Annotated in this window: 21 protein-coding genes; 12 read left to right on the forward strand and 9 right to left on the reverse strand. The window is 66.0% G+C overall.

Features of this window, described 5'->3' with window-relative positions; all coding sequences use genetic code 11:
* Positions 1-9: 9 nt before the first annotated feature.
* From ACGFK1_RS01980 to ACGFK1_RS02000, 5 genes are all read right to left on the reverse strand, one after another.
* Positions 10-858, reverse strand: coding sequence for a class I SAM-dependent methyltransferase (locus tag ACGFK1_RS01980; RefSeq protein ID WP_393424792.1), 849 nt, complete (start codon positions 856-858; stop codon positions 10-12).
* Positions 855-1,196, reverse strand: a complete 342-nt coding sequence (locus tag ACGFK1_RS01985) for a VOC family protein (protein WP_393424795.1) — start codon at positions 1,194-1,196, stop codon at positions 855-857. The genes ACGFK1_RS01980 and ACGFK1_RS01985 overlap by 4 nt, the downstream gene beginning before the upstream one ends.
* Positions 1,193-1,363, reverse strand: coding sequence for a ribbon-helix-helix domain-containing protein (locus tag ACGFK1_RS01990; RefSeq protein ID WP_393424798.1), 171 nt, complete (start codon positions 1,361-1,363; stop codon positions 1,193-1,195). Before ACGFK1_RS01990 ends, ACGFK1_RS01985 begins: the two co-directional genes overlap by 4 nt.
* A gap of 26 nt (positions 1,364-1,389) precedes the next feature.
* Positions 1,390-1,719 carry a hypothetical protein gene (locus ACGFK1_RS01995; protein WP_393424801.1) on the reverse strand — a complete coding sequence of 110 codons (330 nt, stop codon included), beginning with the start codon at positions 1,717-1,719 and terminating at the stop codon, positions 1,390-1,392.
* A gap of 185 nt (positions 1,720-1,904) precedes the next feature.
* Entirely contained in the window at positions 1,905-3,500 is a 1,596-nt protein-coding gene (locus ACGFK1_RS02000; protein WP_393424804.1) for an APC family permease, read from the reverse strand.
* A 218-nt stretch (positions 3,501-3,718) separates the two neighbouring features.
* Between ACGFK1_RS02000 and ACGFK1_RS02005 the strand changes: the two genes are divergently transcribed.
* The gene (locus tag ACGFK1_RS02005; RefSeq protein WP_393424807.1) at positions 3,719-4,045 is read left to right on the forward strand and encodes a DUF3349 domain-containing protein; all 327 of its coding nucleotides are present in this window, start codon (positions 3,719-3,721) and stop codon (positions 4,043-4,045) included.
* A gap of 57 nt (positions 4,046-4,102) precedes the next feature.
* Here ACGFK1_RS02005 and ACGFK1_RS02010 read toward each other — a convergent pair whose 3' ends face one another.
* From ACGFK1_RS02010 to ACGFK1_RS02020, 3 genes are all read right to left on the reverse strand, one after another.
* Positions 4,103-5,149 carry an NAD(P)-dependent alcohol dehydrogenase gene (locus ACGFK1_RS02010; protein WP_393424810.1) on the reverse strand — a complete coding sequence of 349 codons (1,047 nt, stop codon included), beginning with the start codon at positions 5,147-5,149 and terminating at the stop codon, positions 4,103-4,105.
* A 138-nt stretch (positions 5,150-5,287) separates the two neighbouring features.
* Positions 5,288-5,563, reverse strand: a complete 276-nt coding sequence (locus ACGFK1_RS02015) for a YciI family protein (RefSeq protein ID WP_393424813.1) — start codon at positions 5,561-5,563, stop codon at positions 5,288-5,290.
* Positions 5,564-5,573: 10 nt separating this feature from the next.
* Complete coding sequence (locus tag ACGFK1_RS02020) at positions 5,574-6,677, reverse strand: iron-siderophore ABC transporter substrate-binding protein (RefSeq protein WP_393424816.1); 1,104 nt, start codon at positions 6,675-6,677, stop codon at positions 5,574-5,576.
* A 161-nt stretch (positions 6,678-6,838) separates the two neighbouring features.
* On the opposite strand from ACGFK1_RS02020, the gene ctaD reads away from it, so the two are divergent.
* The 3 genes from ctaD to ACGFK1_RS02035 all read left to right on the forward strand — a co-directional run bounded on the left by ctaD (position 6,839) and on the right by ACGFK1_RS02035 (position 10,886).
* On the forward strand, positions 6,839-8,584 hold the full coding sequence (gene ctaD, locus ACGFK1_RS02025; RefSeq protein ID WP_393424819.1) for a cytochrome c oxidase subunit I: 1,746 nt from the start codon (positions 6,839-6,841) through the stop codon (positions 8,582-8,584).
* Between the two features lie 42 nt (positions 8,585-8,626).
* The gene (serB, locus tag ACGFK1_RS02030) at positions 8,627-9,895 is read left to right on the forward strand and encodes a phosphoserine phosphatase SerB (protein WP_393426269.1); all 1,269 of its coding nucleotides are present in this window, start codon (positions 8,627-8,629) and stop codon (positions 9,893-9,895) included.
* A 61-nt stretch (positions 9,896-9,956) separates the two neighbouring features.
* On the forward strand, positions 9,957-10,886 hold the full coding sequence (locus ACGFK1_RS02035) for a histone deacetylase family protein (protein ID WP_393424822.1): 930 nt from the start codon (positions 9,957-9,959) through the stop codon (positions 10,884-10,886).
* On the opposite strand, the gene ACGFK1_RS02040 is transcribed toward ACGFK1_RS02035, so the two are convergent.
* Entirely contained in the window at positions 10,883-12,328 is a 1,446-nt protein-coding gene (locus ACGFK1_RS02040; RefSeq protein ID WP_393424825.1) for a PLP-dependent aminotransferase family protein, read from the reverse strand. The two genes, ACGFK1_RS02035 and ACGFK1_RS02040, sit on opposite strands and share 4 nt — an antisense overlap.
* A 62-nt stretch (positions 12,329-12,390) precedes the next feature.
* Here ACGFK1_RS02040 and ACGFK1_RS02045 point away from each other — a divergent pair, with 62 nt between their 5' ends.
* The 8 genes from ACGFK1_RS02045 to ACGFK1_RS02080 are packed head-to-tail and all read left to right on the forward strand — an operon-like array spanning position 12,391 to position 18,512.
* Entirely contained in the window at positions 12,391-12,543 is a 153-nt protein-coding gene (locus ACGFK1_RS02045; protein WP_393424828.1) for a hypothetical protein, read from the forward strand.
* Positions 12,536-13,339, forward strand: a complete 804-nt coding sequence (locus ACGFK1_RS02050; RefSeq protein ID WP_393424831.1) for a YitT family protein — start codon at positions 12,536-12,538, stop codon at positions 13,337-13,339. Before ACGFK1_RS02045 ends, ACGFK1_RS02050 begins: the two co-directional genes overlap by 8 nt.
* Positions 13,290-14,003 carry a nucleoside/nucleotide kinase family protein gene (locus ACGFK1_RS02055; RefSeq protein ID WP_393424834.1) on the forward strand — a complete coding sequence of 238 codons (714 nt, stop codon included), beginning with the start codon at positions 13,290-13,292 and terminating at the stop codon, positions 14,001-14,003. The genes ACGFK1_RS02050 and ACGFK1_RS02055 overlap by 50 nt, the downstream gene beginning before the upstream one ends.
* On the forward strand, positions 13,966-14,826 hold the full coding sequence (locus ACGFK1_RS02060) for an ABC transporter ATP-binding protein (RefSeq protein WP_393426272.1): 861 nt from the start codon (positions 13,966-13,968) through the stop codon (positions 14,824-14,826). The genes ACGFK1_RS02055 and ACGFK1_RS02060 overlap by 38 nt, the downstream gene beginning before the upstream one ends.
* Positions 14,823-15,644: an NUDIX hydrolase gene (locus tag ACGFK1_RS02065; RefSeq protein ID WP_393424837.1), complete on the forward strand. Its 822-nt coding sequence runs from the start codon at positions 14,823-14,825 to the stop codon at positions 15,642-15,644. Before ACGFK1_RS02060 ends, ACGFK1_RS02065 begins: the two co-directional genes overlap by 4 nt.
* Positions 15,641-16,288, forward strand: a complete 648-nt coding sequence (locus ACGFK1_RS02070) for an enoyl-CoA hydratase (protein WP_393424840.1) — start codon at positions 15,641-15,643, stop codon at positions 16,286-16,288. The genes ACGFK1_RS02065 and ACGFK1_RS02070 overlap by 4 nt, the downstream gene beginning before the upstream one ends.
* Before the next feature lie 11 nt (positions 16,289-16,299).
* Positions 16,300-17,358 carry a class I SAM-dependent methyltransferase gene (locus ACGFK1_RS02075; RefSeq protein WP_393424843.1) on the forward strand — a complete coding sequence of 353 codons (1,059 nt, stop codon included), beginning with the start codon at positions 16,300-16,302 and terminating at the stop codon, positions 17,356-17,358.
* On the forward strand, positions 17,292-18,512 hold the full coding sequence (locus tag ACGFK1_RS02080) for a class I SAM-dependent methyltransferase (RefSeq protein ID WP_393424846.1): 1,221 nt from the start codon (positions 17,292-17,294) through the stop codon (positions 18,510-18,512). Before ACGFK1_RS02075 ends, ACGFK1_RS02080 begins: the two co-directional genes overlap by 67 nt.
* Positions 18,513-18,530 lie beyond the last annotated feature (18 nt).

An 18,530-nucleotide genomic window follows, 5' to 3' on the forward strand; every position in this document is an offset into this window, starting at 1 on the left:
GAGCAGAGTCTAAACGGTCGCGACGATCAATTGTTCGGCCGTCGGCGGCCGCAGGCCATCGGCGCGTCCGGCGAAGTAGCGCGCCGTCAAGTCGTCCGGGCTGACGTGCTCAGCCTTGGAAAACCCCGCCGCGCGGCACATTTCGATCATCTGCGCAGGTGCGTAATGGCTGATGAACGGCGTGCCCGAGGCCGCGGCGGCGGCCTCTACGGACTCCTGCATGCGGCGCTCGGCCGCGTCAGTCAGATCCAGCGGAAGCATGAACGTCATGGTCAGCACCGACCCGTCGGCGAATGCGGCGATCTGCCGAAGCGTGGTCTCCGTCGCTTCCTTGGTCAGATACATACTGACACCCATCGACGAAACCACCGTCGGGCGATCTGCGTCGAAGCCATTGGCCCGCAAGGCATCCGGAAACATCTCACCGCGCTCGAAGTCGACCGGTACGAACTGCAGGTTCTGGCCGGGCGGAAAACCGATCTCGCGGAGCCTGTGCCGTTTCCAGTCCTGGGTACCGGGTTGATCCACCTCGAAGATCCGCACGGCGACGTCCGGATGGCGTTGCGCGAAGCTGTCCAGTCCGGCGCCGAGAATGACGTATTGGTCGACGCCTTCGGCCGCACGGGCGATGACGAGGTCATCCAGATACCGTGCGCGCGCCACGATCGAGGCGCGGAACGCGCGGGTGCCGTTGGGATGCATATCGCCACGCGACCGCCAATCAGGCTCGGGATCGGCAAGCCGCAAGCCGATGGTGTCGTCGAGGACATGCGGTGGGGCGTCGAGTTCGACGTGCAGCGCGCGCCACAGCGCAGTGCGGACGGCGGTGCTGTCGGGTGCAGAGGATGCGTCGCTCATCGTTGTGGTGCCTGCAGTTTCCACTCGCGTCCGTCGGGGTCGCGAACCGTCATCAACCTTGTGCCCCAATGGGTGTCCTCCCAGTCGCTGACCACCTCCACCGAGCCGTCGAGTTCGACCGCATCGGCGTCGGGTACGCCGAGCACGAGTTGCCTTCCGGTGGGCTCGGTTTCGGGTACCTCGGCGATGAACAGGTAGGGGCCGTCGCCGCGGCGCAGTTGGCCGGAGTTGTGGTCGGTCTCGAACTCGATTTCGTAGCCCAGCGTTTGGAAGAACCTGGCCGACTTGCCCCAATTGTGGGTCTGCAAGAACACGGCCTCAATGCCCGCTGTCGTCATTGCGCCTCCTTCGTGGAATGCGTTTCGCCGGCGTCGAGGTAGGTCCGCAGCGCATCGGCCACCAACGCGGAAAGAGAGGACTCCGTCTCGATGGCGTGGTGCTTGACCCGTCTGATCAAGCTGACCGGCAGGTACACGTTGAACTGCTTGACGTCCTCGTCGCCCACATCGCATAGCCTAGCATGCTAGCAATCTAGCGTGAGCGCGTCGGCAGTTTCAGCACGCGGTAGTTTCCGCTGTCGAGCACGTAGACGGCGCCGGACTTGCCGACCGCCAGCGCCGAGGGCTTGTCAAGGCCGGTGAACGGCAGCACTTCCGGGTGATCGGCGCCTACGGGCAACTCGAGCACCCGGTTCGCGCTGTAGTCCGACACGTAAACATTGCCTGCCCCGTCAACCGCGAGGCCGGCGGGTCGATCGAGGTCGCCGAACGGTAGGACCGTTGAGCGGGTCGCGCCGGCCGGAAGCCTGCGCACCTGCCCGGCCTTCGAGTCGCTGACGTAGACGGTTCCTGTGGTGTCCACCGCGACGCCGGAGGCCGCGCCGAGGTCGGTGAACGGAAGGGTCGTCGGGGCCGTCGCGCCGGGCGGACAGAGTGCGGTCTACGGCTTGGAGCTTTCTTGATGACCCTCCGCGAGACTACGGTTTCTGACGATCGGCGGAAAAGTCGTCAGCAACCGTAGTGTCGGCGCCCCGGCTGTCCGCGGCGCTAGTTTTCCGCGCGCTCGTGCGCGTCCTCCATCACCGTGCGGCCGATCTCGGCGTAGGCCTCGGGCTTCGCGTACCGCATCCACCCTGCGTACGCCAGACCGATGACGAACACGGACACGATGAGGTACGGGGCGGACTTGAACACCAATGAGTTCGCCGCATAGCCGGCGGCAAACGCGCGGTTGTCCCATAGCAGCCAGACCACATAGAGCATCGCCGTGCCGCCGATCAACGGAGCGATCAGTGTGGTGATCACGTTGCCCCGGTGGGTCTTTCGCACCCAGAAGTACCAGATCACCGCGGCTGAGCAGATCGCCTGCACAAGCAGGATCGCCGCCGTGCCGATCAGCGCCAGCAGGCCGTAGATGTTCGTGTAGGGCACCAGCGACGGGGTGTCCACCGGAGCGCCGTTGGCATCGGGCACCTGCACCGCCGTGAACCCGGCGAACAGCAGCACAATCACCAACGTGATGACCGCCTGTACCGCAGAAGCGATGTGGGGCGATCCGTGTTTGAGATGTGTTTCACCGATGGTGGAACGTACTGCGTTGGAGGGGATTTCACGACCGAGCGCGTACAGATACCGGGACGCCGCGTTGTGAAACGCCAACGCGCATGCAAACGATCCGATGACGAGCAGGATCTTGTAGACGTCGAGCAGGACGCCGCCGAGGTTGGCTTTCACCAGCCCGAAGAACAGGTCCAGCGGCGACGCGCTGATCGAGGTGTCGACGGAGTTCTTGGCGCCGTTGCCCGCAATCACCATCGCGGAGATGAACGTGTAGAACAGCCCCAAACCGATCACGGCAATCAGCGTCGCGCGCGGGATGATCTTCTTCGGATTGCGTGACTCCTCGCCGTAGACGGCCGTCGTCTCGAAGCCCACCCACGACCAGAACGCGAAGAACAAGCCGATCGCCATCGATCCCGCCGCCGCGGCGGTGCCGAACGCACCTGCGGGCAGGCTCTCGAAAGCGTTGTTCAGCAGCACCGTCTGGTTGAGCATGAAACCGTCTGGGCCGCCGCCCTTGAAGATCACCGAGAACGCGAGCGCCAACAGGACCAGCACCTCGGAGACCAGCGTGACGCCGAGGATCGCTGCGGTCAGCGTGATGTGGAAGTGGCAGAGCGCGGCGATGACGAGAATCGCAGCGATCGCGAACACCAACCACGGGATGTTCACTCCCACAAGGGTGTTCACCGCATCGTTGGCGAAGTACGCGCACCCGCCGATCAGCGACCCCTCGAAGATCACGTACGCGAACGTGGCCAGCAGACCGCTGGCCATGCCCCACACCTGGCCGAGTCCGTGTGAGATGAAGCCGTAGAACGCTCCCGTGGTGGTGATGTGTTTGGCCATCGCGACGTATCCGAGCGCGAACACCGTCAAGACGACCGTCGCGAACAGAAATCCTGCGGGCGCGCCCAGTCCGTTGCCGAAGCCGACGGCGATCGGGACGTTGCCGGTCATCGCGGTGATCGGTGCGGCGTTGGCGACGGCCATGAAGATGACCGCCACGATGCCGATGGCGCCCTTTTTCAGGCCTGCCGCCGGCGCGACGGTGGTCTCAACGGCTGCGGGTTCAGTTGTCACCGCGGGCCTCCTGGTTCGGATCGACGGGCATGAATGGCCCGCGACGATGCAGTCCGCAGTGAGCGTCGCATCACTCCGTCGACTCGACAACCGGAGTACACACGCTCGTAACACAACTCGCGGATTCCAAGCCCGGTCACAGTGAACAGGCAGCGAAAGACCGCCAGCCTGTGAAATTCGCTATGGCGTAGCCACTCCACAGCAACGACACTGGCATCGTGGCCGCCACGTCGTTTCTGCACTCGATCCTGAACTGGCTGCGCGCCGGCTATCCGGAAGGCGTTCCCGGCCCCGACCGGGTGCCGCTGCTGGCGCTGCTACGCGCCACTCCGCTGACCGAAGACCAGATCAAGGAGGTGGTCCGGCACATCACCGCAGAAAGCTCGGCAGCACTCGCCGACGGCAAAATCGGCGAGGACGAAATCGCGGCGTTCATCAAGGACGTCGCGCATCACGACGCCGGTCCGCAGAACGTGCAACAGGTCGCCGCCAAACTGGCCGCGGCCGGGTGGCCGCTGACCGGCGTTGGCGACGAGTCCGTCTAGTTGCGCAGTGACTCGGAGTCCGATGTCGTCACCGCAGTGACTCGGAGTCCGATGTCGTCACCGCAGTGACTCCGTGTCGATCACGAAGCGGTACCGCACGTCGCTGGCGAGCACGCGTTCGTAGGCCTCATTGATGTAATCCGGTGTGATGACCTCGATTTCGGGCTGCACATCGTGCTCGGCGCAGAAGTCGAGCATCTCCTGGGTTTCGGCGATACCGCCGATCATCGAACCCGAGAGGCTGCGGCGGCCCGCCGCCAGCGGGAAGACCGGTACCGGCATCGGCTTCTCCGGGATGCCGAGTTCGACGAGCGTGCCGTCGGTGGCGAGCAGGTTGAGGTAGTCACCCATGTCCAGGTTCGCCGACACGGTGTTCAGGATCACGTCGAAGCTGCCCGCCAACTTGGTGAAAGTCTCAGGGTCGCTGGTCGCGTAGTACTCGTCGGCCCCGAGGCGCAGGCCGTCCTCCATCTTCTTCAGGGACTGGCTCAGCACGGTCACGTGCGCACCCATCGCGTGCGCCAATTTGACGCCCATGTGGCCCAGTCCGCCGAGGCCGATGACGGCGACGCGCTTGCCGGGGCCCGCATCCCAGTGCCGCAGAGGCGAATACAGCGTGATGCCCGCGCACAGCAGGGGTGCGGCGGCGTCGAGGGGGAGGCTGTCGGGAATGCGCAGCACGTAGTTCTCGTCGACCACGATGGCGCCGCTGTAGCCGCCATACGTCTTCTCACCGTCCCTGCCGACGGCGTTGTAGGTACCGGTCATGCCGCCGTCGGTGCAGTACTGCTCCAAGCCGGCCTTGCAGTTGTCGCATTCACGGCAGGAGTCGACGAAGCACCCGACGCCGACGCGGTCGCCGACCTTGTACTTGGTCACCTCGGCGCCGACCTCGGTGACGACACCCGCGATCTCGTGGCCCGGGACGACGGGGTACAGCGGCTCACCCCACTCGGACTTCACGGTGTGGATGTCGGAGTGACAGATGCCCGCGAAATGAATGTCGAACGCGACATCGTGCGGGCCTACGTCGCGGCGAGTAATCGTGGTCTTGGTCAGCGGTTCGGTGGCCGACGATGCGGCATAGGCGGAAACAGTGCTCATCACAACCTCTTTTGATCTCGTCTCAGCAAGCGCCAAGTGGCTAGCGAAGCCCGAATGGAATCGCCGCAACGATGCGGCCCAAGGAATCCAACGACCGAGGCGTCGGCCGTAATCCCGTAATCGGCTGTGAGTTGGAGCCTAGATGCCTGGCGCGCAGAACGCGCCGTTGAACGAGACGCGCTCGTAGCGTGCTGCGCCTGCGGGCGTGTAGGGGTCGCGGTCGACGATGTCCTGTACGTCCTCGTCGGTCATGTCTCCGGTGACCAGCACGGCGCCTGACCCGTCCTCCAGACGTCCCGCGAGCAGGATCCGCCCGGCGGCGACCTCTCCGTTGAGCCATTCCAGATGGGCCGGACGGGTCTGCTCGACGATGTCGGGCGGTTGCAGGTAGGTCGACCTCAATACATGGAACACCCGCGCGACATTAGTTGATCGGAGCGTTGACCCACTTCAAGTCGGCGAGGATGCCGCGGGCGGCGACGATGCCCTCGCCGGTCTGCCACACCTCGTTGTTGACCGCGAAGACCCGGTTGTCGCGGTTGGCCGACAGCTTCTTCCACGCGGCGCTGTTGAGCACGGTCGGCGCGCGATCTTTCGCGGCCGGCGACGCGAACGAGATGTACACGATGTCGCCGTCCGCGGCCGAGAAGTCGGGGGAGTGTTCCAAGTCGGTGTCGGTGATGCCGATCTCGACGTACGGCTTGTCTGTAAAGCGTTGTGCCGCAGGACGATCGACACCGACAGCAGCGAGGACGCTGCCGGGGAAGGTGTCTACGCCGTAGACGCGCATCGTGGTATCGGTGAATTGCACGACCGACGCCTGAAAGTGCGTGGCGTCGTTGTCGGCGCCCGTCTTGTCGGCGTCCTTTTCAAAGCCGTCGACCAGTCCATTGGCGGCGTCCAGCCGTCCCGTCGCCGCGCCCACCGTGCGCAGGTTGTCCTCCCACTTGGCGCCGGGCGGCCCGGTGAACACCGTCGGCGCGATCGCGGTCAGCTGTGGATAGGCGTCCGGTGTCAGCGCGGCGGAGCCGAGGATCAGGTCGGGGTTGGCCGCCTTGATCGCGTCGAAGTTGGGCTCACTGCGGCTACCCGCACCGCGCACCTTGTGCACGACCGTGCCCAGATAGGACGGCTGGCTGTCGGAGCCGTCCGGCAGGGCGGCGGCGACGATCCGCGACTGCAGCCCGAGTGCGCACAGCGCGTCGAGCTGGTCACCTGATAACACGACGATGCGCTGCGGGTCCGCGTGCACGGTGGAGGTGCCTGCCGCATGGCGGACCTCGCGGTCCGGCGGACCGGGGTCGACGCCAGCGGGATCGGGTGCGCAGGATTCGTCCGGCCTGCGTTGATTGCCCAGCACGCCGGCGCTCGCGATCTTGGTGGTGCTGGTGATGACGGAGCGCTCGCCGCCGGTTGACTGCTCGTCGCCGCCCGACACGCTGCATCCGCTGGCCAGTGTCACCACAACGGCGGTGATCGCGGCGGCGGAGCCCGCGACGGCGCTAGTCCGCCTCCCGCTGATCAGCACGTCGCCGACCGTAACATCCGCGCACTTTCCAGCTGGTTGGGCGATACGGGGCGGCAATTACGACCGTTTGTAGGACCACCCCGACTTCGGGCAGGTTCGAAGGTTAGGATTCGTATCTGAAGACTTGCGGGGATGTCCCGACCGGATGTTTGGAGGACCTGTTGGTAGCCGAAGCGCCCCCAATTGGAGAACTTGAGGCTCGCCGTCCGTTCCCGGCTCGGCTCGGTCCGAAGGGCAACCTGGTCTACAAGCTCATCACCACGACCGATCACAAGATGATCGGCATCATGTACTGCGTCGCCTGCTTCATCTTCTTCTTCATCGGTGGGCTGATGGCGCTGTTCATGCGCACCGAGCTCGCGCTGCCGGGGCTGCAGTTTTTGTCCAACGAGCAGTTCAACCAGCTGTTCACCATGCACGGCACGGTGATGCTGCTGTTCTACGCGACCCCGATCGTGTTCGGGTTCGCCAACCTGGTGCTGCCGCTGCAGATCGGCGCGCCGGACGTGGCGTTCCCGCGGCTGAACGCGTTCTCGTTCTGGCTGTTCCTGTTCGGCGCGATGATCGCGATCGCCGGCTTCATCACCCCGGGCGGCGCAGCGGACTTCGGCTGGACCGCCTACACGCCGCTGACCGACGCGATCCACTCTCCTGGCGCCGGTGGTGACCTGTGGATCATGGGCTTGGCCGTCGGTGGTCTCGGCACCATCCTCGGTGGCGTCAACATGATCACCACGGTGGTCTGCATGCGCGCCCCGGGCATGACGATGTTCCGGATGCCGATCTTCACCTGGAACATCCTCGTGACGTCGATCCTGGTGCTGCTGGCCTTCCCGCTGCTGACCGCCGCGCTGTTCGGCCTGGCCGCCGACCGCCACCTCGGCGCGCACATCTACGACCCGGCCAACGGCGGTGTGCTGCTGTGGCAGCACCTGTTCTGGTTCTTCGGCCACCCCGAGGTGTACATCATCGCGTTGCCGTTCTTCGGCATCGTCACCGAGATCTTCCCGGTGTTCTCCCGCAAGCCGATCTTCGGCTACACCACGCTGATCTACGCGACGCTGTCGATCGCCGCGCTGTCAGTGGCGGTGTGGGCGCACCACATGTACGCGACCGGCGCGGTGCTGTTGCCGTTCTTCTCGTTCATGACGTTCCTGATCGCGGTGCCCACCGGTATCAAGTTCTTCAACTGGATCGGCACGATGTGGAAGGGCCAGTTGACCTTCGAGACGCCGATGCTGTTTTCGGTCGGCTTTTTGGTCACCTTCTTGCTCGGTGGTCTTTCCGGTGTGCTGCTGGCCAGCCCGCCGCTGGACTTCCACGTCACCGACTCCTACTTCGTGGTGGCGCACTTCCATTACGTGCTGTTCGGCACCATCGTGTTCGCCACCTATGCGGGCATCTACTTCTGGTTCCCCAAGATGACCGGCCGACTGCTCGACGAACGGCTGGGCAAGCTGCACTTCTGGTTGACGTTCATCGGGTTTCACACCACCTTCCTGGTGCAGCACTGGCTCGGCGATGAGGGCATGCCGCGCCGCTACGCCGACTACCTGCCCACCGACGGATTCACCACGCTCAACGTGGTGTCCACCATCGGGGCGTTCATTCTCGGGCTCTCGACCATCCCGTTCGTGTGGAACGTGTTCAAGAGCTGGCGCTACGGCGAACCGGTTCTGGTCGACGACCCGTGGGGCTACGGCAACTCACTGGAATGGGCTACCAGCTGCCCGCCGCCGCGGCACAACTTCACCGAACTGCCCCGCATCCGCTCCGAGCGGCCGGCGTTCGAACTGCACTATCCGCACATGGTGGATCGGATGCGCGCCGAAGCCCACGTCGGCCGCGCACACGGCCCCGACGACGGCGACGTCACGCGGTTGGACGACGCGAACGTCCGCACCTGACCTCTGGTCGTCGGGGGTAAAGGTCGAAAGGTGGCACCACCCATCGGTCCCTCCGCCCTTCGGGCGGGTGGTACCCCCACTCCGCGCGAGCGCTCATCGCTGTTGATCACCGTCACCGGACCAGATCAACCGGGCGTCACATCGGCGTTGTTCGAGGTGTTGTCTCGGCACAAGGTCGAGCTCCTCAACGTCGAACAGGTCGTCATCCGCGGCCGACTGACGCTGGGCGTGCTGGTGGTCGGTGCGCCCGATGTGGCCGGTGGGTCGGAGCTTCGTCGCGCGGTCGAGGACGCCATTCACGGTGTCGGCCTTGACGTCACAATCGAGCGCAGCGATTCAATGCCGGTGATGCGCGAGCCGTCGACGCACACCATCGTCGTGCTGGGCAGGCCCATCACCGCCGAGTCGTTCGGCGTGGTGGCCAGGGAATTGGCCGCGCTCGGCGTCAACATCGACTTCATCCGTGGTGTGTCCGACTATCCCGTGACGGGTTTGGAACTGCGGGTGTCGGTGCCGCCGAACGGCGTCTACGAACAGCTACAGGCCGCGATGGCGCGGGTGGCCGTGAACGAGGGTGTCGACATCGCGTTGGAGGACTACAGCCTGTCGCGACGTGCCAAGCGGCTCATCGTCTTCGACGTTGACTCGACCCTGATCCAGGGTGAGGTCATCGAGATGCTGGCCGCCCGCGCGGGTGCGGAGGCTGCCGTGGCCGCGGTCACCGAGGCAGCGATGCGCGGGGAATTGGACTTCGCAGAGTCGTTGCACCGCAGGGTCGCGACGCTGGAGGGGCTGCCCGCCGAGGTGCTCGACGATGTCGCCGACCAGATCGAGCTGACCCCGGGAGCGCGGACCACTCTGCGCACGCTGCGCCGGCTCGGCTACCACTGCGGCATTGTGTCCGGTGGCTTTCGGCAGGTCATCGATCCGTTGGCGCACGAGTTGAAGATGGACTTCGTCGCTGCCAACGAACTCGAGATCGTCGGTGGAAAGCTGACCGGCCGGGTGATTGGTCCGGTTATCGATCGCGCCGGAAAAGCCAAGGCGCTGAGGGATTTTGCCGCCCAAGCCGGGGTACCGATGGAGCAGACGGTCGCGGTGGGCGACGGGGCCAACGACATCGACATGTTGTCGGCCGCCGGGCTCGGGGTCGCGTTCAACGCCAAGCCCGCGCTGCGGGAGGTCGCCGATGCGTCGCTGAGCCACCCGTATCTCGACACCGTGCTGTTCATTCTGGGCGTCACCCGTGGCGAGATCGAGGCCGCCGACTCGCGCGACGGGGTAGTGCGTCGGGTCGAGATTCCGGAGTGATCCGGAGAGTCCGCGCATGCGCTAGGCTCTGCATACAGTATTCGACGAGGGACTGAGCGCCATGACCACCCTGCTTTTGCACCACTCGTGCTTCGCCAATCATCGAACCGCCCATGGACACCCGGAGCGGCCCGACCGGTACCGCGTGGTGGAGTCGGTCCTCGGCGGGCCCGAGTTCGACCCGTTGGTTCGTGTGGAGGCCGAACTCGCTGACCTCGATACCACCCGCTACGTGCACAGCAACCGCTATGTCGACGGCCTCGAGGCTGCCCGGCCCGACGCCGGATACGTCTACCTCGACGGTGGCGACACCATGATGGAACCGTCGACGTGGGAGGTCGTGCTGCGCGGCGTCGGTGCGACGGTACAGGCGGTCGACAAGGTGCTCAGCGGGGAAGTGCAGAACGCGTTTGTCGCATGCCGGCCGCCGGGCCACCATGCGGAGACCGAACGGGCGATGGGGTTCTGCCTCTTCAACAACATCAGCATCGGTGCCCGGCATGCGCAGCGCGAGCACGGATTGCAGCGGGTCGCGATCGTCGATTTCGACGTTCACCACGGCAACGGCACGCAGGAGATCTTCTACTCCGACCCGAGCGTGCTGTACGCGTCGACTCATCAGATGCCGCTGTTCCCCGGCACCGGCGCGGTCCGCGAGACCGGTGTCGGCAACATTTTCAACTCGCCGCTGGCCGCCGGCGACGGTGGTGCGGAATTGCGCGAGGCGTTCGAGGATCGGATCCTCCCCGCGCTCGACGCGTTCCAACCGGAGTTGATCATCGTGTCGGCCGGTTTCGATGCACACGAGCGCGATCCGCTTGGTTCGTTGCAGATGACCGCCGACGACTTCGCGTGGGTGACACGCGCGATCATGCAATCGGCTGAGAAGCATTGCGACGGGCGCGTCGTCGCGGTACTCGAAGGCGGCTATGACCTTCAGGGCCTTGCTGATTCGGTGAGCGCGCACGTCGGCGAACTCATGAAGGGTTAAACGACCACCGCACGTGAGTCGGCGGTCGCCGTTCCGGTCACGCTGTGCCAGGCGCGCGCGAGCAGCTGGACCGCCTCGGCCAGCCTGTCGTCGGGCAGCGTGTAGGGCACCCGGATGAAGCGCTCGAGCGTCCCGTCGACGCCGAACCGCGGCCCTGGCGGCACCACCAAACCGATCCGCGACGCGGCGGCCGACAACGCCGAACTGGTGGGTGCGGGCAGCCGTATCCACAGCGACATGCCGCCGTGACTGTCGCTGGCCGACCAATCCGGAAGATGTTCGCGCAGAAGCACTCTCAACAGTTCCCGACGATGGCGCAGAATCTCACGCCGCTCCGCCAGCAACTCGTCGGACTTGGCGAACAGGCGCGCCGCGGCCAGTTGTTCGACGATCGCTGTACCCATGTCGATCGAGGGACGCACCGCGGCGATGGTGGCAAGCGTGCTGCGTTCGGCGCGGATCCAGCCGATGCGCAATCCGCCCCAGAACGATTTGGATACCGATCCGATGGTGATGAGCAGATCGCGTCGCGAAGGCATGAACGCCGCCATCGGCGGAGGCACCGGCCGGTCTAGCCACATGTCGGCGATGGTTTCGTCAATGATTGTGCGAGTGCGGGTTTCGGCGATGATGCTGCCGAGGCGGCGACGGTCTGGTTCTGACAACGTCATGCCGGTGGGGTTGTGATTGTCGACCACCAGATAGGCCAGATTCGGTGAGAGCTGGCGCACCGCGGCCTGAATGGCGTCCAACTCCCAGCCGTCATCGGCCATGGCCACCGGCACCGGTCGCGCACCGCTGGTGGTGATCGCCGACAGCGCGCCGTGGTAGGTCGGCTGCTCGACCAGCACCCGATCGCCGGGTTGTGTGTAGGTAGCGAGGATCAACCCGATGGCGTGCAGGGCGCCGGTCGTCACCATGATCTCGTCGGGCTCGGTGGGTAAGCCGCGGGCGCAATACCTTTCGGCGATCGCCTCGCGCAGCGGGGCAACTCCGGTGAGTTCGACACCGATGTCGTGCAGGTACGGCATCACCTCGTGGGCGGCGTCGGCGAACGCTTCCATCAGCGCGCTGGCCGGCGCGGCCAATGTCGCCTCGGCGAGGCTGGCCGCCGGTGCTGTGACGGCGGGTGTGGGGGCGTCGGTCGTGATGGGTAGGGCAGTGGTGCTGCGCGCCCCCCGACGGCCGTTGAGATAGCCGTCGTCGCGCAGTTGGGTGTAGGCGGCGGTGACGGTGGTGCGCGACACCCGCAGTGCGTCGGCGAGCGCGCGCTCACTGGGCAGCTGCGCTCCGACGGGAAGCCGACCGTCGACGATCAACATCCGGATGCCGTCGGCCAGCCCCTGGTAGGCCGGGCCGCTGTGACTGGACCTGCGCCAGTTGCCCAGCTCGCGGGCCAAAAGGTCCACATCGAGCGCACGTGCATGCATTTCCACTGACATTGCAGGCCAGTATGCGCTAACTGGCTATTGATAAGCAAGCCAGTTCTTCCGATTATCGAGTCATGAGCATCAATTGGACATCCAAACTGGCCCGGCCACTGGCCCGGCTCTTCGAGCCGGCGGACTCCATGCCCGCCGAATTCATTGACCGTGACGCCGAACGCGTGCGGCGGGAATTAGATCTGATCCGAATTCGCTTCCCACACCATGCGTAAAGCCACTCTGCGCGGCGCGGCCCTGCTGGTCGGGCTGTGCGGTTACGGCTTCTCGATGGCGGTGATGGTCCGGGCCGGGCTCGGCCTCGACCCGTGGGACGTCTTTCACCAGGGATTGGCCCGGCACACCGGCATGACCATCGGCGTGGCGTGCGCGGTGGTTGGTGTGGTGGTGCTGCTGGCGTGGATTCCGCTGCGGACCCGGCCGGGCATCGGCACCATCGCCAACGTCATCGTCATCTCGGTGACCGTCGACGCCGCGCTGGCGGTGCTGCCCACACCGACGTCGCTTCCTGTGCGGATCGCGATGATGGTCGGCGCCGTCGTGCTCAACGCGTTCAGCACCGTCGTCTACATCGGCGCGGCACTCGGCCCCGGTCCCCGCGACGGGTTGATGACGGGCCTGGTGGTGCGCACTGGCCTTTCGGTGCGGTTGATCCGCACCTCGATCGAGGCCACGGTGCTGGCGGTCGGCTGGCTGCTCGGCGGAACCGTCGGCATCGGCACCGTGTTGTACGCGTTCGGCATCGGCCCGCTGGTGCAACTGTTTCTGCGTGTCACGCCGAGGCGGGTGCTGGCGGTGAGTGGGTGGGGCTCCGTCGCCGAGGCTGGCCGCAGGCGCGCGAATAATTCCGTCGCCGAGGCTGGCCGCAGGCGCGCGAATAATTCCGTCGCCGAGGCTGGCCGCAGGCGCGCGACAAACTCCGTCGCCGAGGCGAGCAACGTGGACCCGCAATACTCGACAGATGGCGATAGCGGATCTGCTGGCTCGCGATGCGATCGCGCTGGCGTCTAATTCGGCAGGATCGGCGCGGGCCATCCTCGGCATCGCGGGCAGCCCCGGCGCCGGAAAGTCGCATCTTGTCGAGACGCTTCTGGCCAGGATCCGCGATCTCGAGGGCGACGACTGGGTAGCCCACGTGCCGATGGACGGTTTCCATCTGGCCGACGTCCAACTGGACCGGATCGGCGCGCGCGACCGCAAGGGCGCCCCCGATACGTTCGACGTAACGGGCTATGCCCATGTGTTGCAACGGGTCAGAAGCGAGGTCGACGACCCGGTGTATGTCCCGGGCTTCGACCGCACACTCGAGCAACCGTTGTCGGCCGCCCTCGTCGTGCTGCCCTCGGCGCGACTCGTCGTCACCGAGGGCAACTACCTGCTGCTGGACGAACCTCGATGGGAGCGGGCGCGGCGCGCGATGGATGAGGTGTGGTTCGTGGCGAGTGAAGAGACCACGCGAATCGATCGTCTTGTCGCGCGTCACATTCAATTCGGCAAGAGCCCGGACGAAGCTCGCGCCTGGGTCGCGGCCACCGACCAGCGCAACGCTCGACTGGTCGAGGGCACCGCGGGCCGGGCCGAGCGCGTGATCATCAACGACGAAGCAGGATGGGGTCTCGGTCAGCGACAGCCGTCGAATACGGCACGATGGTCACGTGGCCGACGCCGAAGCTGATGCAGCCGACCCCGACCTGCTGATCGACTTCGCCAAAGTCTCCCTGCGACGAGGCGGCCAGACGCTGGTCGGGCCCATCACATGGGCGGTCGAACTCGACGAACGCTGGGTGGTGATCGGGCCTAACGGCGCAGGCAAGACGTCGCTGTTGCGTATTGCGGCCGCCCACGACCACCCGTCGTCAGGAACGGCGTTCGTGCTGGGCGAGCGGCTGGGCCGCGTCGACATGGCCGAACTGCGCTCTCGGGTGGGGTTGAGCAGTTCGGCGCTTTCCCAGCGCATTCCCGACAGTGAGGTCGTGCGCGACCTCGTCGTCTCGGCCGGCTACGCGGTGCTGGGCCGCTGGCGCGAGCAATACGACGACGTGGACTATGACCAGGCCATCGACATGCTTGAAAGCGTCGGTGCCGAACACCTCGCCGAACGCACGTACGGCACGCTGTCCGAGGGCGAGCGCAAGCGGGTGCTGATCGCCCGCTCGATGATGACCGATCCCGAACTCCTGCTGCTCGATGAGCCGGCCGCCGGGCTTGATCTCGGCGGCCGTGAGGAGCTGCTCGCGCGACTCGAAGACCTCGCACAGGACCCCGACTCACCGGCGCTGGTGCTCGTCACCCACCATGTGGAGGAGATCCCGCGCGGATTCTCACACTGCTTGATCTTGTCGGAGGGCAAGATCGTCGATTCCGGTCTGCTGTCGGACACGTTGACGTCGGAAAACCTGTCGAAGGCGTTCGGGCAATCGATTGCGCTCGACGTTGTCGACGGGCGGTATTTCGCGCGTCGGACCCGCAGCAGGGCGGCGCACAGGAGACGAGAATGACAGACGATCCCTTGATTCCGCGGCCTGCGGCCACCGTGATGCTGGTGCGCGACACCGCCGATGGCATCGAGATTTTCTTGATGCGGCGGCACTCCGCGATGGATTTCGTGGCGGGGGTGATGGTGTTTCCCGGCGGTGGCGTCGACGAGCGGGACCGCAACGCCGACATCGCATGGTTCGGACCGGACTGCGATTGGTGGGCCCAGCGGTTCGGCGTCGAGCCGGACCTGGCCGAGGCGTTGGTCTGCGCCGCCGCCCGCGAGACGTTCGAAGAGTCGGGCGTGCTGTTCGCCGGCCCCCTCGACGATCCGGATAGCATCGTGCGCGACGCATCGATCTACTCCGACCAGCGCGCCGCGCTGGAAGACCGATCACTGTCGTTCGGCGAGTTTCTGCGCAAGGAAAACCTCGTGCTGCGCGCGGATCTGCTACGCCCGTGGGCGAATTGGGTGACGCCGAAAGAGGAGCGCACCCGCCGCTACGACACCTACTTCTTCGTCGGCGCCCTGCCAGAAGGTCAGCGCGCCGACGGCGACAACACCGAAACCGACCGCGCCTTCTGGACCACGCCGCAGGCCGCCCTCGACGAATTCGCCGACGGCAAGACGTTCCTGCTGCCGCCGACGTGGACGCAGCTCGATTCGCTCAACGGCCGCACCGTCGCGGAAGTGCTTGCCGTCCAGCGTCAGATCGTCGCTGTCGAACCGCACCTGGCGGCCAACAAGGACACCGGCAACTGGGAGATCGAGTTCTTCAACAGCGACCGTTACAACGCCGCCCGCAACCGGCGCGCACCCGATGGGTACGGCAACCGATGAACGAGTTCGTCTCCATCCATACCAGCGATGAGCAGCCCGGCATCGCGACACTGCTGCTGTCGCGACCGCCCAGCAATGCACTGACCCGCCAGCTGTATCGCGAGATCGTCGCCGCGACAGCTGATCTCGGCAAGCGTGAAGACCTCTGCGCGGTGATCGTGTTCGGCGGTCACGAGGTCTTCTCCGCAGGCGACGATGTGCCAGAGCTGAGCACACTCAGCGCCGCGGAAGCCGAGGCGGCCGCACGGGTGTGCACGGAGGCGGTCGAGGCGTTGGCCACGGTGCCGAAACCGACGGTCGCGGCGATCACCGGGTATGCCCTCGGCGGCGGGCTGAACCTCGCGCTGGCCGCGGACTGGCGTGTGGCGGGCGACAACGTCAAATTCGGCGCGACCGAGATCCTGGCCGGGCGGGTACCGCAGGGCGGCACCGCCCGCCTGGCGCGCACTGCCGGTGAGAGCAAAGCCAAGGACCTGGTGTTCACCGGCAGGTTCGTCAACGCCAAGGAGGCACTGGCGATGGGCCTGATCGACGAGATGGTGGCCCCGGACGGCGTCTTCGACGCGGCCCTGGCCTGGGCCAAGCGGTTTGTGGACCGTCCACCGAAGGTCCTGGCCGCCGCCAAAGGCTCCTTCGACGTTTAGGCTGCCCTGTTATGAGCTTTGACGAACCCCGCACTGTCGCTGATGTCGCCGGCGACCCGGCTCCGACGTCTGATGTCGCCGGCGACCCGGCTCCGACGTCTGATGTCGCCGGCGACCCGGCTCCGACGCCGCACGCCACCGCGGAGCAGGTCGAGGCGGCCCGCCACGACTCCAAGCTCGCCCAGGTGCTGTACCACGACTGGGAAGCCGAGAGCTACGACGAGAAGTGGTCGATCAGCTACGACAAACGCTGCGTCGACTACGCCCGCGATCTGTTCGACGCGACCGTGCCCGAAGAGGAACTGCGTGAGCTGCCGTACGACCGGGCGCTCGAGCTTGGGTGTGGCAGTGGATTTTTCCTGCTCAACCTGATCCAGGCCGGCGTCGCGCGGCGGGGCTCGGTGACCGATCTATCGCCGGGCATGGTCAAGGTGGCCACCCGAAATGGCGAAAACTTGGGTCTGGAGATCGACGGCCGCGTCGCGGATGCCGAAGGCATTCCCTACGAGGACAACACGTTCGATCTGGTGGTCGGCCACGCGGTGTTGCACCACATCCCCGATGTCGAGCTGTCGCTGCGCGAGGTGGTCAGGGTGCTCAAGCCGGGCGGCCGGTTCGTGTTCGCGGGGGAACCGACGAATGCGGGCGAGAACTACGCACGCCCGTTGTCGACGCTGACATGGCGGGCGGTGACCAACGTGACGCGGCTGCCGGGTCTCGGCGGTTGGCGCAGGCCACAAACCGAGCTCGACGAATCCTCGCGCGCGGCCGCGCTGGAGGCGATCGTGGACCTGCACACGTTCTCGCCCGACGATCTGGAGCGAATGGCCCGCAACGCGGGCGCCGTCGACGTGTCCACCGCCACCACGGAATTCACCGCCGCGATGCTGGGCTGGCCGCTGCGCACTTTCGAGGCCGCGGTGCCACCGGGCCGGCTGGCCTGGGGTTACGCGAGATTCGCGTTCCACAGCTGGATCACGCTGAGCTGGATCGACCACAACGTGTGGCGGCTGGTGATCCCGAAGAGCTGGTATTACAACGCCATGGTGACCGGGGTCAAGCCGTCGTAGCGTTTCGACTTGACGATGTCAGCTACCTGAGTTCGGACGCCGGCGCGCGGGACTTGGCCGAAGTCGATGACCTCCCGCTGACCGACACGTCGTTGATTGCCAATGTCGCAGCAGCCAGAAGGCGTTTCGGCGACCGCGCCGCGGTGTTGGTGGAGACGACGTTGTTGCGGCGGAAGGCGGCGGCCAAGTTCGACGACCCTTCGCGGTGGTTGTTCACCGACGAGGCGCTGCAACAAGCCACTGCGGAAAAGGTTGCAGCACACCGGGCGCATCGGCTGGCCGGGACGAAGGTCCACGACGCAACGTGCTCGATCGGCACTGAGCTTGCCGCACTGCGTACTTCGGCCACATACGTCGTCGGCAGCGACATCGATCCGGTCCGTTTGGCGATGGCGGCGCACAATGTTGCCGACGTCGACCTCTGCCGCGCCGATGCCTTGCAACCCGTCACCCGTGACACCGTCGTCGTCGTCGACCCCGCCAGGCGCAGCGGCGGACGGCGCCGCTTCAACACGGCCGACTACGCACCTCCTCTCGATGCGCTGCTCGACGTCTATCGCGAGCGCGACCTGGTCGTGAAGTGTGCCCCTGGAATCGATTTCGATGCGTTGGCTCGGCTGGGGTTTCGTGGCGAGATCGAGATCACCTCGCTAGCGGGCAGCGTGCGTGAGGCGTGTCTGTGGTCGGTAGGCCTGGCGGTAGCGAACCGCCGCGCGACGCTGCTCGACACCGGGGAAAGCGTCACCGATGCCGACCCTGCCGATTGCCCCGCGGCGACCGTCGGTCGGTGGATCATCGATCCCGACGGTGCGGTGGTGCGCGCAGGTCTGGTGCGGCATTACGCCGCTCGCCACGGACTGTGGCAGCTCGACCCCGACATCGCTTACCTATCCGGAGATCGACTACCCGACAACGTGCGCGGGTTCGAGGTGCTCGAGGAACTCGCCTACAGCGAACGGCGACTGCGACAGGCGCTTTCGGCGCGCAATGCCGGCGCCGCCGAAATACTGGTGCGCGGTGTCGACATCGACCCGGACGCCCTGCGGGCGCGTCTGCGGTTGCGTGGCAGCGAATCGGTCTCGGTTGTCATCGCCCGGCTCGGCTCCGGGGCGGCAAGCCGGGCAACGGCATTCATTTGTCGCCCGTCGCGCTAGCGGCCACGTACCCTGGTA

This window comes from Mycobacterium sp. NPDC048908 (assembly GCF_043197955.1).
In the GTDB taxonomy this organism is placed as follows: Bacteria; Actinomycetota; Actinomycetes; order Mycobacteriales; family Mycobacteriaceae; genus Mycobacterium.

Bases quoted from the DNA above. Each gene is read 5' to 3' on its own strand.
- ACGFK1_RS01980 (WP_393424792.1), bottom strand. From the start codon at position 858: ATGAGCGACGCATCCTCTGCACCCGACAGCACCGCCGTCCGCACTGCG.
- ACGFK1_RS01985 (WP_393424795.1), bottom strand. From the start codon at position 1,196: ATGACGACAGCGGGCATTGAGGCCGTGTTCTTGCAGACCCACAATTGG.
- ACGFK1_RS02010 (WP_393424810.1), bottom strand. From the start codon at position 5,149: ATGAGCACTGTTTCCGCCTATGCCGCATCGTCGGCCACCGAACCGCTG.
- ACGFK1_RS02035 (WP_393424822.1), top strand. From the start codon at position 9,957: ATGACCACCCTGCTTTTGCACCACTCGTGCTTCGCCAATCATCGAACC.
- ACGFK1_RS02040 (WP_393424825.1), bottom strand. From the start codon at position 12,328: ATGTCAGTGGAAATGCATGCACGTGCGCTCGATGTGGACCTTTTGGCC.
- ACGFK1_RS02045 (WP_393424828.1), top strand. From the start codon at position 12,391: ATGAGCATCAATTGGACATCCAAACTGGCCCGGCCACTGGCCCGGCTC.
- ACGFK1_RS02050 (WP_393424831.1), top strand. From the start codon at position 12,536: ATGCGTAAAGCCACTCTGCGCGGCGCGGCCCTGCTGGTCGGGCTGTGC.
- ACGFK1_RS02055 (WP_393424834.1), top strand. From the start codon at position 13,290: ATGGCGATAGCGGATCTGCTGGCTCGCGATGCGATCGCGCTGGCGTCT.
- ACGFK1_RS02065 (WP_393424837.1), top strand. From the start codon at position 14,823: ATGACAGACGATCCCTTGATTCCGCGGCCTGCGGCCACCGTGATGCTG.
- ACGFK1_RS02070 (WP_393424840.1), top strand. From the start codon at position 15,641: ATGAACGAGTTCGTCTCCATCCATACCAGCGATGAGCAGCCCGGCATC.
- ACGFK1_RS02075 (WP_393424843.1), top strand. From the start codon at position 16,300: ATGAGCTTTGACGAACCCCGCACTGTCGCTGATGTCGCCGGCGACCCG.